This is a genomic window from Dongia mobilis (genome assembly GCF_004363235.1).
Lineage (GTDB): Bacteria > Pseudomonadota > Alphaproteobacteria > Dongiales > Dongiaceae > Dongia > Dongia mobilis.
Genome location: NZ_SNYW01000008.1, coordinates 355173 through 367818, shown reverse-complemented (window position 1 = coordinate 367818; position 12646 = coordinate 355173). Strand labels below are relative to the sequence as shown.

Genomic DNA, 12646 nt, shown 5'->3' with positions numbered 1-12646 from the left:
CTCTCCGTCATCCTGGCGGCATCTTGAACCGACCGTCGACTCAGGATCTGCCGCAGGCCTTGGCATCCGCGATGATGGTCCGCGCGCGGTCATCGATCAGCCGCCAGAGCTTGAGGTCGGCAGCAAGGAATTCAACCTGATAGCCGAGATCGGCGCGGTCGTCATTGCCATGCAATGTACACCAGTGCATCGGTGCAATAGCAGTGGGGTTGACCGGGCAGTGAATCAATGTCGCGACCTCGACGCCGGAAATATCCGCAAAGAAAAGATCGTGCGGTGCACCCGTGGGTGTACCGGGAGATACTAAACTGAGACCAGTCTCATGAACCCGATCGGGCCGCCGGTTATAGAACACGTTCGGTGCCTGCCCCTTGCCATCGAACCGGTATTCCTTCAGCGCCGGAATATGGAATCTGACCATGTCCGCATCATCGTTGCCCATATGCGGCGCCAGAAGGGTAAATTTCTCGGGGCCATCATCGGAAACGAAGGACATTGTTACCCCGCCGCCGGTACGTGCCGGTTGCATGCTTGCCGGGAATCGGAATCCCGCCGCGCCAAGCGAATACTTCCGCCCGTCGACGCCCGCGCAATCCGGCGCAGGGGATTCAGTGGCAAATCTGGCGGCGCGCTTCTCGGCCAGCAATGCCGCCCGCTCGGCCTGAGTGGTGCAGGCCGCCAGCAGAAAGAGTGCCGCACTCGCGGCAAGGCGGCGAACCAAGCGCATCGACCTCGTTCCCTTCAGCCGTCGCCGAAATGCTCGAGCTTGCCGGCACCGGCATTGCGGATATCGGCGCCGGCCCTGGCAAGGTAGTCGGCCACCTTTTCCAGGCGGTCGGCCAGCGCCGCGCGGTCCTCGGTATAGATTCCCTGGTCGATGAAGGCCTGCAGCCTTTCACGTCCCGTCCAGGCGACGTGGCGGGCATATTCGGACGCCGCCACATGGGCGGGATCAGCATGATAGATCTGGTCGAAGCGGTTGTAATCAGGGAACTCGGCATCGCGCGGTACATAGCCATTGACCATGGTGATGCGTTCGCCGGCGGATTTGAGGGCGGCGGCGCGATGCACCACCATGTTCCCCTGCTGCAGGACGGCATAGCCCGGCCCCGGAATCCGCGGCGTCACCACGCGCTCGGGCGGCGGCGCCTTGCCATCGCGGTGCAGTTCCGCAATCTCGTGCTTGGTACCCTTGAAGAACTGGAACTCGCCACCCCGGATCGTGGCCGGATCGGTGACGAAAAGGACGTAGTCGACGCGCAGTGTGTCGACATGCCATTTGTCGACATTCTGCCCCACCTCGAGCGGATTGAGGTTGATATGGCCGAGGTGGTGCGGGATGGAATGGGGCAGCAGCTTCAGCCCCGCCACCTCGCCGAGGAAATCGGTCACCTCTCGCGAGAGACAGAGATCGCGCAGGAATTTCGACTGGAACACCGCACCGCGGACCTTCCTGGGGATGCGACCGCTGCTGGTGGCATAGGGGGCCAGCGCGCGACAGACCTCAAGCAGCGCCGCCGCGCCCTCGTCACTCAGGATGCGGAAGCAGCTGGTGATGCCGAAATCGCTCGGGCAGGCGGCGATTTCATTGGCACCATAACCTAGCTCGGCCAGTGTCGTGATCCTGTCCGGCCTTTCGAGTTGCAGATGTCGCGCCGGGTCGAATGCCGGCTCCCTTTCCAGCGGCGGGTAACCCTGGGGTGGAACGGCAGGCAATTCCAGCAAAGCGGCCTCGGCCATGGCGCAACCTCGAGCGACGGGGTAAGCAGGATCGGTGCCGATGGTGCCGCGCCGGCGGCCGCCCGGCAATGCGGATTTTCATGGTCCCAGACATGCCCAAACGGCATCCCCCGATCAGTCGGTGACGGCTGCCAGGATCGCCCCGGGACCCTTCCGCTGGACCAGGATGGCGCGCTTCAGCGTCGGATCGCCGGGCGGAATGGGAAGAGTGATGGCCGCGCCGGTCCAGGTGCCGAGAGGGGCAAGCTCGCGCACCGCATGGGTGATGGCAAGGGTGCGGCCGCCATTCTCGCCGCGCGCCACCGGTATGTCGACACGGCCGGCCGTGTAGCGGACCAGCCAGACCTCCGCGCCGCCTTCGGGCAAGCCGGCACCGTCGCCCAACGTCACGCTGTCGGCGCCGAGTACCAGACGTGACGGCCGGACTGCCGCGGCTTTTTCCACGACGGCCCGGTCCAGCGCCGCCTCAATGGCCCCCATGCGGTTGCCGACCAGTTCGATGCGGCCGTCGACCAGCATCTGCGGCGTATAGACATGGGAATTGCCGAGGGCGACCGCGTAGTCGCGCTGGCGCTGGGTGAAGGCGGGCTGCGCGAAGGTATCGGCCCAGCCGAGGCTGTCCCAGTAGGTAACGCCAAAGCTGAGGGCGAGGACGCCGTCCTGCCCGGCAAGGATACCGAGATTGGCATCGGCCGGCGGGCAGGAGGAACAGCCCTGGCTGGTGAAGAGCTCGACGACGGTGAGGTCGGCAGCCACCGCCGGCCGGGTGAAAGCGGCAGCAACCAGCGCAACGGCGGCGATGGCGCCAAGACATGATCCGGCCATGACATTGCTCCCAGCTCGACTGACCAGTGCTCGAATGACCTGTGCTCGACTGATCTCTAGCGCTTTCGCTGGCCACCGGCCGGACGTTACAGGCGTCATGCCCTTGATGTCGGCAGGCTGGACATGAACCGGCCCCGGTGCGACGATCCGGCGCCCATCCGGAGCATTTCCCTTGCGCGATTCGCTGCAGCACCCGACCCGCCTGGTTCCGCTTGCCTTCCTTGTCGCCATTGCCATCGGCACAGCGCTGCTGATGCTGCCCATGGCCCGAGCCGGGGATGGCTCGGCGCCTTTCCTGGTCGCCCTCTTCACCGCCACCTCGGCGGCCTGCGTCAACGGTCTCATTGTTGTCGACACGCCGACCTATTGGTCGGGCTTCGGCCAGGTCGTGATCCTGCTCCTGTTCCAGGTCGGCGGCTTCGGCATCATGGCTGGCGCCACCTTGCTCGGCATCCTGGTAACGCGGCGCCTGCGACTTGCCACGCGCCTGCTGGCACAGACCGAGAACCGGGGCCTGGTCATGGGCGATGTCTTCGGCATCCTGCGCATGGTTCTCGCCGTCACTCTCTCGGTCGAGGCGATCGTCGCCGTTATCCTCACCCTCCGGCTTCACTACGGCTATGGCGAGGACTGGGGCACGGCGCTGTGGCACGGCATATTCCAGGCCGCATCGGCCTTCAACAATTCCGGCTTCTCCAGCTATTCCGACAGCCTGATCCGATTCGCCCTAGACCCCATGATCCTGGTGCCGATGATGTTCGCCATCCTGGTCGGAGGGGTCGGCTTTCCCGTGTTGCACGACCTGCGTCGCGAAACCTGGCGCCCTGGGCGCTGGATGCTGCACACGAAGCTCACCTTGCTGGGAACGGCGATCCTACTGCCGGCCGGGTTCGTGGCCATTCTTCTCTATGAATGGAACAATGTGGCGACCCTCGGCCAGTTCGGGATCGGCGGAAAGTTCCTCAATGCCCTGTTCCATTCCGTCACCTTGCGCACCACCGGTTTCAACACGGTCGACGTCGCCGCCATGACGCCCTCCTCCTTCGTCGTATCCTATGTGCTGATGATGATCGGCGGCGGCAGCGCCGGCACGGCCGGCGGCATCAAGGTGGGCACGTTCCTGATCCTCGGCCTCGCCGTCTGGGCGGAGATTCGCGGCGATGCAGATGTCAACGCCTTCGGCCGCCGGGTCTCGGGCGATGTCCTGCGCCAGGCCGTGACCGTCGTGCTTCTGGCCATCGGCCTGGTCAGCCTCGCCATCCTCGCCTTGCTAGGCCTCAGCGATTTCAGCCTAACCTTCCTGATGTTCGAGGCGATCTCGGCCTTCTCGACCACCGGCATCTCGACCGGCATCACCGGCCAGCTGCCGGCGGCGGCGCAGGTGATCATCATCGGCTTGATGTTCGTCGGCCGCATCGGCACCATCACCATCGCAACCGGCCTGGCGCTGCGCGCGCGTGCCCGGCCCTATCGTTATCCAGAGGAGCGCCCGATCGTTGGCTAAGTCATTCACGCCCACCAGCAACAGCGTGGTGGTGATCGGCCTCGGCCGCTTCGGCGGCGCGGTCGCCGACTCGCTCGTCCGCCTCGGCCATGATGTGCTCGGCATCGACGAAAACGCGGAACTGGTTCAGCGCTGGGCCGACCAACTTACCCATGTGGTGCAGGCCGATGCGACCAACACGGATACGCTGCGCCGGCTCGGCGTCGCCGATTTCGAGAGCGCCGTCGTCGGCATCGGCAACGACCTCGAGGCCAGTGTGCTGACAGTTCTCAGCCTGGTGGAACTCGGCATCCGGGATATCTGGGTGAAGGCGCTGAGCCTGCGCCACGGTCGCATTCTGGAGCGCACCGGGGCCCATCACGTGGTCTATCCCGAGATGGCGATGGGTGAGCGGGTGGCGCATCTGGTGACCGGCCGCATGATCGACTTCATCGAATTCGATGACGGCTTTGCCATTGCCAAGACCCGCGCCCCGCGCGATGCGGCGGGCAAGACGCTGGCGGAATCGGCCCTGCGCAGCAGGTACGGCATCACCATCGTCGGCGTGAAACGACCGAGGACCGATTTCACCTATGCCAAGCCCGACACCATGATCGAGGCCGGGGATCTCCTCATCGTCTCCGGTCCCACCCAGCTGGTCGAGGCCTTCGCCGCGCTGACCTGATGATCGGGGTGACGACCGTCAGGGGAGGCGACCGTCAGGACCGCCACCAGCCGCTGCGCCGATCGGCCAGCTGGCGGGCGCGACTGTCGATCTCCCATCTCTCGATGCCGATATCCTTCAGCATGCGCGCATCCAGGTGTTCAAGCGCGCGGCGCGTCAGGCGCGCATCGCGCCATTGCCGCCAGCGGCGCCAGAGCAGGCGCCAGAGGTATGGCTGCGCCGCGGCGGCGGCGGCGGCGAGGCGGGACTTCCCCTGGACAAGCTCGGTCATGGTTGATCTCCCAATCGAATCGGGCGCCAGAGCGGCGCGTCGGAAGGGATATGCCGCTTTCGGTTCAAACCGGCTGTGAAGGGGTTCACACGGGTCGGTCCCGGAAACGTGCCGATGCTGCCCGACGCAATGTCTTGCGACAATCGGGCCAGGAAATCTGCGGCTCGGCTGCCCGCCTGCATGACCCCCATGCTTCCCCTGCGATGGTCGCGGCGGGCGCTTTGCGGCATTCTCTCGGGCATCCGAGCCGGGGAAACGCCGTCATGACCTTTGCCGCCTTGCTTGTCTTTGCCGGGATCTATGCCGTCGCGGTCTTCTCGCCGGGGCCCGGTGTCGCCGCCGTGGTGGCGCGGGCCATGGCAACCGGCACCCGCCGCACCCTGCCCTTCATCCTCGGCATCGTGCTGGGTGACCTCGTCTGGTTCGGCTTCGTGGTAGGCGGCCTTGCCGCAGTGGCGCAGAATTTCCAGATCGTTTTCCGCGTCATCCAGTATGCCGGCGCCGCCTATCTTGCCTTCCTCGCCTGGAAGCTGTGGACAGCACCGGCCGCCATGCCCGAGAACCAGACCTATGTGAAGGGCGAGGGGCTGCGCCTGGTCTTCGCCGGCCTCTCCATGACGCTGGGCAACCCGAAGACGATGATCTTCTTCGTAGCCATCCTGCCGCAGGTAGTGAGCGTCGAGCGCATGAGCGGGCTCACCATTGCCGAGCTTTGCGTGCTGATGGCGACAATCCTGGCCGCGATCATGTTCTGCTATGCCATCCTCGCTGACCGGGCGCGGCGCATCATCGCCTCACCCCGGCAGATGCGGATCGTGAACCGTGCCACCGGCGGATTGCTGGCCGGCGTCGCCGCCGCGATCGCCGCGCGCTGACCTCTGATGGCGAAATCGACCCTGCCGGTGGCGAGCATCGTCTCCTATCACGCCCATGTCTATTTCGACGGGACGGCGCAGCGCGCGGCGGCACTGCGGCTGCGCGAGGAGATCGCGGCGCGCTTTCCGGTGGCCATGGGGCGGGTCCATGACCGGCTGGTCGGCCCGCATGCCAGGCCGATGTACCAGGTGAGCTTTGCCGTGCCGGTCTTCGCCACCCTCATTCCCTGGCTGATGCTCAATCGGGATGGTCTTTCGATCCTGATCCATCCCAACACGGCGGCGGAACGGGACGATCACCTGGAAAGGGCATTCTGGCTGGGCGCCCCCCTGCCGATCCTCCATGCCGACGACCTTGCCGAAGAGAACGAGCCGCAGGGCGCCAATCCGGTCAACACCACACCCTACCTCGAGCCCTGAACCGAAATGACGAGCGCACACGCCCTGCTGGATTCACCGCGCGCCTGGACGCGCCTCTGGGCGGCACTCGGCATCGCCGTGATGGGCGGGATCGGGCTGTGGTCGCCGGTCGTGGTGCTGCCGGTGATCGAGGCGGAATTCGGCACCGGACGGGGCGGCGCCTCGCTGCCCTATACGGCGACCATGATCGGTTTCGCCCTGGGCGGCGTCCTGATGGGCCGCTTCAGTGACCGCTTCGGTATCTTCCGCCCGGTCGTCTTCGGTACATTGCTGCTCGGCGCCGGCTTCGTGCTCGCCTCCTTCTCGACGAGCTACTGGCAATTCGTCGCCATCCAGGCCGGGCTCATCGGCTTCCTCGGCTGCTCGCCAACCTTCGGCCCGCTGGTCGCCGACATCTCGCACTGGTTCAAGCGGCGGCGCGGCATCGCCATCGCCATCGTCGCCTCGGGCAACTATCTGGCCGGCACGATCTGGCCGCCGGTCATCACGCATCTGGTCACGACGATCGGCTGGCGCGAGACCTATCTGTCGATCGGCCTGCTCTGCCTCATCACCATGCTGCCGCTGGCACTCGTGCTGCGGCAACGCCTGCCGGAGGAGCCGGTATCGGCCGATGGAAGCCGGACGGCCGCGGCCCTGCTGCCGCTGCCGTCGCCGCATCTGCAATCCATGCTGCTGCTGGCGGGGCTGGCCTGCTGCGTCGCCATGGCGATGCCGCAGGTCCATATGATCGCCTATTGCGGCGATCTCGGCTACGGCCCGGCACGGGGCGCCGAGATGCTGTCGCTGATGCTGGGATTCGGCGTGGTCAGCCGCCTCGTCTCGGGATTGATCGCCGACCGGATCGGCGGCGTCGGCACCCTTATTCTCGGCTCCGGGCTGCAATGTCTCGCCCTGTTCTTCTATCTGCCCTTCGACGGGCTCATGTCGCTCTATATCGTTTCGGCCCTGTTCGGCCTGTCGCAAGGCGGCATCGTGCCTTCCTATGCCCTTATCGTGCGCGACTATTTCCCGGCCAGGGAGGCCGGCACCCGCATCTCGCTCTGCCTCACCGCAACGGTGGTCGGCATGGCGCTGGGCGGCTGGCTGTCGGGGCTCATTTTCGACTGGACCGGCTCCTACCAGGCAGCCTTCGCCCACGGGATCGCTTGGAATTTCCTGAATATGGGGATCGCCGCCTGGCTGCTGATGAGCCGTCGGGCCCTGCGCATGGCAGGGGCCTGAATTTTTTTCGCACGTGGCGTCACACGGGCGCCTGCCGCCTCGTCATCCCGGCACAACCCACCAGACGACGGAGATGAAGCCATGCAAGCCCGCCTCAACCATTTCAAGGTCAATGCCAATGCCATGCAGGCGATGCTGAAGCTGCAGCAGCGCGTGGACGAAGGCGGCCTCGAACACAGCCTGCAGGAACTGGTGAAGATCCGCGCCTCGCAGATCAATGGCTGTGCCTATTGCCTCGACATGCACACAAAGGATGCCCGCAAGGCCGGCGAGACCGAGGCGCGGATCCACCTCCTTCCCGCCTGGCGCGAATCGCCGCTCTACAGCCCGCGCGAGCGCGCCGCACTGGCCTGGACCGAGGCGATGACGCGGCTGGCCGAGACGGGGGCGCCGGATGCCGATTACGCGGCGATGGCCGAGCATTTCAGTCCCCAGGAACAGGTGGAACTGATGCTTCTCATTGTCACCATCAATGGCTGGAACCGCTTCGCCGTCGGTTTCCGCGCCCAGCACCCGGTCAGGAAGGACGACCAGCGGCAACATGGCTGAGGAAGAGCAGGGGCGGGCGGCGACCGAAGCTGCGGCCATTTTCGATCCGCATCGACAACGCCTGCAGCGCATCGCCTATCGCATGCTGGGATCGATGGCCGAGGCCGAGGACATCGTTCAGGACGCCTTCCTCCGCTGGCTGGGCGCGGATCGCACGGCCGTGCGCGAGCCCGCAGCCTTCCTCACCCGGATCGTGACGCGGCTCTGCCTCGACCAGCTGAAATCGGCCCGCGCCCGGCGCGAGACCTATATCGGCCCCTGGCTGCCGGAGCCGATCGTGCTGCCGGAGTCAGCAATGGAGGCGGAGGACGACCTTACCGTGACGCTGATGCTGGCGCTGGAGCGGCTTACCCCGCTGGAACGCGCTGCCTTCCTGCTCCACGACGTATTCGGCCTCTCCTTCGCGGAGGTCGCCGAGGCGCTGGAGCGCGACGCCGCCGCCGCCCGCCAGCTGGCTTCCCGCGCCCGCAGCCATGTGCGTACCGAGAAGCCGCGATATACGCTGCCCGCCGGCGAGGGCGAGACTATCGCCGGCGCCTTCTTCGCCGCCTCACGCAGCGGCGACGTCGCCGCTCTCAAGGCCCTGCTGGCGGAAAGCGCCATTCTCTATACCGATGGTGGCGGCAAGCGCAACGCGGCCCTGAACCCGATCGCAACTGCGGAGAAGATCGCCCGCTTCTTCGCCGGCATCGCCGTGCCGGAGAAGGGCGGGCCATCGACCTTCCTGCGCTACGTCATGATCGATGGCCTGCCCGGCTTTGTCAGCCTGGAGAAGGACGGCCTCATCCAGACCACCGCCTTCGAAATCGAGGATGGCCGCATCACCCGCCTCTATATCGTGCGCAATCCCGACAAGCTGGCGAGATTGCAAAGGGAATTCGGATAGCGGTTCACGCTTGAGGCAAGAACGGAGCCACGTCTGCCACGATCCAGTTGCGCAAGGCGGCGATGGCAGGGCGGTCCTGCTGGCCGGCCACATGCACGAAATCGAAACGGAGGCCGTCGAGCACCGGGCCGAAGGGCTGGGCAAGCAGGCCCGCCTTCAGTTCGGCAGCGACCAAAGCCGTACTGAGGAGGGCTACACCCTGGCCGGCGATGGCTGCCTGGATGGCGCTGTTCTCGTCATTGAAGGTGATGCCGCCTTGCGGGTCGAGACCGGCGACATCGAATCCGGCGGCCGCCGCATGCTCGATCCAGGCGCGCCAGGTGGGGACGCTGATCTTCGTCGCCTGGGCGCCCCATTCGAAATGGATCAGCGGCAGTCGCCGCAGATCCGCGATTGCTAGCGGGCCGAGTTGCGGGCTCGCCATCGGCGCGAAGTGATCGGCGAGGAGCGGTTGCGTGGTCAAGCCCGGATAGCGGCCGAGGCCGTAGCGGATCGCGGCGTCCGCCTCGCCGCCGGCGAGATCGACCGGATCGTCGGAGGCATGGAGGCGTAAATCCCAGCCGGGATTGCGCAAGGGGAAGGCGCCGGCGCGCGGCACCAGCAGCTTCGCGGTAAAGGCAAGGGTGGCGGAAAGGGTGGCCACCTGGCGGCGGGACCCGCCTTGCACTTTTGCGACCGCGTCGCCCATCAGGTCGAAGGCCCGGACGAGGTCGGGATGGAGGGCGCGGCCGGCTTCGGTCAGCACCACTTGGCGGGTACGGCGCTGGAACAGGGCGACGCCCAGGCCGTCCTCGAGCTGGCGGATCTGGTGACTGATCGCGGTCGGGGTGACGGCAAGCTCGGCCGCCGCGCGCTTGAAGCTCATGAGGCGTGCCGCCGCCTCGAAGGCGCGCAGGGCGGCCAGCGGCGGCAGGCGCCGGCTCATCCGACAGAATATCCCATGAATGAATCTGACTCAGTCATCGGCTGAGAAGTTCGCGTTTGTCTGCGCATTGGTCAAGGCCATATCGGAATCATACATCAATGTAGTTCATTCATCAGAAAGGAACCTTCCATGGCCTGGGTCTATCTGGGTGCCGCCGCGATCTTCGAGGTGATCTTCGCGTTGTCGATGAAATATGCCGAGGGCTTCACGCGGCTGGGTCCGACATTCGTTACCGTGGTCGCGGTTGTGGGCGGGGTGGGCTTCCTGACGCTGGCCCTGAAATCCCTGCCGGTCAGCATCGCCTATCCCGTCTGGACCGCCATCGGCACGCTGGGCACGGTGGCGTTCGGCTGGCTGATGCTGGGTGAGGCGCTCACGGCGGTGAAGCTGGTCTCGGCCGTCGCCATCGTCGCCGGTGTGGCGGGGCTGAAGCTGAGTGCCGCCTGACGCGCTTTGCCCGGAATCCCAACCGTCGGGAGGATCAGGCAAGCATTGCCGAGATCCCGGTATTCCGCGAATGCCACCCCTGCCCCATCTCCATCCTCAACAGAGGAGATCGGAGCATGAGCAGACGAAGCATCCCGGAAATCCGCGCCGCCGAAGCCAGACAGGCCGAAATGGTGCGCGAACTGGCGAATAACCTAAAGGCAGAGCGGCAGCACCGCCGGCAGCAGCCGGGCGGCCTGCTCGACTTCCTCTCGGCCCTGACCCCGCAGCGCGTGGCGGCGGAAATCGGCGGCGACGCGTCAGGGTTTCGACGCCCGTAGGGTGAAGCGGCGAAAGACCAGCGTGCGCAGCCGGTTGCGAAGGTCCGCTTCGCGCCGCTGCGCACGCGCAATGGCGTCGCGGCTCCCGGTCAGGATGTCGACAAAACCCGCTGCCTACAGCAGCGGTACGACCTTTTCCACCGTCAGGCTGATTGACGCAGATGCTCGGAGACAGGCTGGACCGCAGCCGCGACGGGCGCCAGGTAAAGATGCGGGCGCCCGTCGATCGGCGAGCGGCCGATCGCAGCGGCAACGCCGAACACGGTGCGAATCAGACTGGGGGTCAGCACCTTGAGGGGCGCGCCCGCCGCCATCACGCGGCCGGCCATCAGCACCACCACTTCGTCGCAATAGAGGGCGGCGAGGTTGAGATCGTGCAGGGCGACGATGCTGGTGAGCGGCAGATGCGACACCAGTTCCAGGATTTCCAGCTGGTGCTGCACGTCGAGATGGTTGGTGGGCTCGTCCAGCAGCAATTCGGTGGGCGCCTGGGCCAGTGCGCGGGCGATCTGGGCGCGCTGCTTCTCGCCGCCCGAGAGCGTGTGCCAGCTTTGCCGGCGCTTCGCCGCGAGGCCGGTCTGCATCAGCGCCTGGTCGACCGCCTGCTGGTCGCGGCCGGTCCAGCCGGCGAGCGGACCGCGATGGGGCGTGCGGCCGAGGCGCACTACATCCTCGACCGTCACATCCTCCTCGGTCGCTGCCTGCTGTGCCACGAAGGCGATGCGGCGGGCGATGGCCGGGCGCGGCAGCGTGCGCATGTCGCAATCACCCAATGTCACCAGGCCGGCGCTGGCCCGACGCAGGCCGCCGATGAGACGCAGCAGGCTGGACTTGCCCGAGCCATTGGGGCCAACCAGGCCCAGCATACGGCCCGGCACGGCGTTGAGGGTGACGCCGTCGACGATCAGGCGGCCGCCCGCTTCCCAGCGCAGGTTATGGGTGGCGATGCTCATGGTCGTCACACTCCTTTTTTTCGAGCCCGGTAGAGCAGCAGGGCGAAGGCCGGCGCGCCGATAAGGGCAGTCACCACGCCGATCGGCAGCACCTGCTGCGGCACCATCATGCGGCTGGCAATGTCGGCCAGCACCATGAAGACGGCACCCACCAACATGGCGGCCGGCAGCAGACGCGCGTGATGCGGGCCGACGATAAAGCGCGCCGCATGGGGAATCACCAGACCAACGAAACCGATGGCGCCCACCAGGCTGACCATGGTCGCGGTCATCGCCGCCGTGGCGGCGAAGAGGACCAGGCGGACGCGCGTCACAGGCACGCCGAGGCTGGCCGCCGCATCCGTACCGAAGGCGAAGGCATCGAGGGCGCGGGCATGGAACTGGCAGACGAGGAATCCCAGCAGCGCCACCGGGGCGGCGAGGCCGACATCGCCCCAGCGCACCCCACCCAGACTGCCCAGCAGCCAGAACATGATGCCGCGCGACTGTTCGGCATTGGCCGAGGCGGTCACGATATAGGCGGTCAGCGCATGGAAGAGCTGAGAGCCGGCAATGCCGGCCAGGATAATGCGCTCGGTGCCGCCGCCGGTGCCGGCGGCCAGCAATGCCACCAGCAGGAAGGCAAGCACGGCACCGCAGAAAGCCCCGCCGGACAGCGTGAGCGCGCCGGCGCCCAGCCCCAGGATCGCGACCGCGACGGCGCCGGTCGAGGCGCCGGCCGAAATGCCCAGCACATAGGGATCGGCGAGCGGATTCCTGAGCAGTGCCTGCAGAATGACGCCGGAGAGGGCAAGGCCGGCGCCGCAGCAAGCAGCGACCAGCGCGCGGGCGAGGCGGTAATCCCAGATGACACCTTCCTGGATCGGCGGCACGGGGTAACCCGCCGCGAACAGGCGGTTGGCAATGGCGCGGAAGACATCGGCGAACGAGACCGCCAGTTCGCCGATGCCGACTGCGAGTGCCACGGCGAGGATGAGCGCCGCGAGCGATGCCGCGACGACGAGGGCCAGCGGCATGCGCTGCCGCCACCGGCCCCTCGCCTC

At 66.6% G+C, this 12646-nt stretch carries 16 protein-coding genes; 9 read left to right on the top strand and 7 right to left on the bottom strand.

The window, feature by feature from the left end; translation table 11 throughout:
• Positions 1-40: 40 nt before the first annotated feature.
• The 3 genes from A8950_RS10455 to A8950_RS10445 form a co-directional block, all read right to left on the bottom strand.
• A complete protein-coding gene (locus tag A8950_RS10455) occupies positions 41-646 on the bottom strand; it encodes a hypothetical protein (RefSeq protein ID WP_133613586.1) in 606 nt (201 codons plus the stop codon).
• Positions 647-741: 95 nt separating this feature from the next.
• Entirely contained in the window at positions 742-1740 is a 999-nt protein-coding gene (locus A8950_RS10450; protein WP_133613585.1) for a hypothetical protein, read from the bottom strand.
• A gap of 114 nt (positions 1741-1854) precedes the next feature.
• On the bottom strand, positions 1855-2565 hold the full coding sequence (locus tag A8950_RS10445) for a DUF1223 domain-containing protein (RefSeq protein ID WP_133613584.1): 711 nt from the start codon (positions 2563-2565) through the stop codon (positions 1855-1857).
• Positions 2566-2737: 172 nt separating this feature from the next.
• Between A8950_RS10445 and A8950_RS10440 the strand changes: the two genes are divergently transcribed.
• Positions 2738-4069: a TrkH family potassium uptake protein gene (locus A8950_RS10440; protein ID WP_243735601.1), complete on the top strand. Its 1332-nt coding sequence runs from the start codon at positions 2738-2740 to the stop codon at positions 4067-4069.
• The gene (locus A8950_RS10435; RefSeq protein WP_133613583.1) at positions 4062-4733 is read left to right on the top strand and encodes a potassium channel family protein; all 672 of its coding nucleotides are present in this window, start codon (positions 4062-4064) and stop codon (positions 4731-4733) included. Before A8950_RS10440 ends, A8950_RS10435 begins: the two co-directional genes overlap by 8 nt.
• A gap of 34 nt (positions 4734-4767) precedes the next feature.
• On the opposite strand, the gene A8950_RS10430 is transcribed toward A8950_RS10435, so the two are convergent.
• Complete coding sequence (locus tag A8950_RS10430) at positions 4768-5004, bottom strand: DUF1127 domain-containing protein (RefSeq protein WP_133613582.1); 237 nt, start codon at positions 5002-5004, stop codon at positions 4768-4770.
• A gap of 263 nt (positions 5005-5267) precedes the next feature.
• Between A8950_RS10430 and A8950_RS10425 the strand changes: the two genes are divergently transcribed.
• The 5 genes from A8950_RS10425 to A8950_RS10405 all read left to right on the top strand — a co-directional run bounded on the left by A8950_RS10425 (position 5268) and on the right by A8950_RS10405 (position 8958).
• Positions 5268-5879: a LysE family translocator gene (locus A8950_RS10425; RefSeq protein WP_166645108.1), complete on the top strand. Its 612-nt coding sequence runs from the start codon at positions 5268-5270 to the stop codon at positions 5877-5879.
• Positions 5880-5885: 6 nt separating this feature from the next.
• Complete coding sequence (locus tag A8950_RS10420) at positions 5886-6299, top strand: DOPA 4,5-dioxygenase family protein (RefSeq protein ID WP_133613580.1); 414 nt, start codon at positions 5886-5888, stop codon at positions 6297-6299.
• Positions 6300-6305: 6 nt separating this feature from the next.
• Complete coding sequence (locus A8950_RS10415) at positions 6306-7523, top strand: MFS transporter (protein ID WP_133613579.1); 1218 nt, start codon at positions 6306-6308, stop codon at positions 7521-7523.
• Between the two features lie 81 nt (positions 7524-7604).
• Complete coding sequence (locus A8950_RS10410; protein ID WP_133613578.1) at positions 7605-8072, top strand: carboxymuconolactone decarboxylase family protein; 468 nt, start codon at positions 7605-7607, stop codon at positions 8070-8072.
• Positions 8065-8958 carry a sigma-70 family RNA polymerase sigma factor gene (locus A8950_RS10405; protein ID WP_133613577.1) on the top strand — a complete coding sequence of 298 codons (894 nt, stop codon included), beginning with the start codon at positions 8065-8067 and terminating at the stop codon, positions 8956-8958. Before A8950_RS10410 ends, A8950_RS10405 begins: the two co-directional genes overlap by 8 nt.
• Before the next feature lie 4 nt (positions 8959-8962).
• Here A8950_RS10405 and A8950_RS10400 read toward each other — a convergent pair whose 3' ends face one another.
• Positions 8963-9883, bottom strand: coding sequence for a LysR substrate-binding domain-containing protein (locus A8950_RS10400; RefSeq protein WP_133613576.1), 921 nt, complete (start codon positions 9881-9883; stop codon positions 8963-8965).
• Between the two features lie 129 nt (positions 9884-10012).
• Between A8950_RS10400 and A8950_RS10395 the strand changes: the two genes are divergently transcribed.
• Both A8950_RS10395 and A8950_RS10390 read left to right on the top strand, forming a co-directional pair.
• The gene (locus A8950_RS10395) at positions 10013-10330 is read left to right on the top strand and encodes a DMT family transporter (protein WP_133613575.1); all 318 of its coding nucleotides are present in this window, start codon (positions 10013-10015) and stop codon (positions 10328-10330) included.
• Positions 10331-10446: 116 nt separating this feature from the next.
• On the top strand, positions 10447-10650 hold the full coding sequence (locus tag A8950_RS10390; RefSeq protein WP_133613574.1) for a hypothetical protein: 204 nt from the start codon (positions 10447-10449) through the stop codon (positions 10648-10650).
• A gap of 143 nt (positions 10651-10793) precedes the next feature.
• On the opposite strand, the gene A8950_RS10385 is transcribed toward A8950_RS10390, so the two are convergent.
• Both A8950_RS10385 and A8950_RS10380 read right to left on the bottom strand, forming a co-directional pair.
• The gene (locus A8950_RS10385; protein ID WP_133613573.1) at positions 10794-11603 is read right to left on the bottom strand and encodes an ABC transporter ATP-binding protein; all 810 of its coding nucleotides are present in this window, start codon (positions 11601-11603) and stop codon (positions 10794-10796) included.
• A 5-nt stretch (positions 11604-11608) separates the two neighbouring features.
• Complete coding sequence (locus A8950_RS10380) at positions 11609-12619, bottom strand: FecCD family ABC transporter permease (protein ID WP_208109824.1); 1011 nt, start codon at positions 12617-12619, stop codon at positions 11609-11611.
• Positions 12620-12646: the final 27 nt, after the last annotated feature.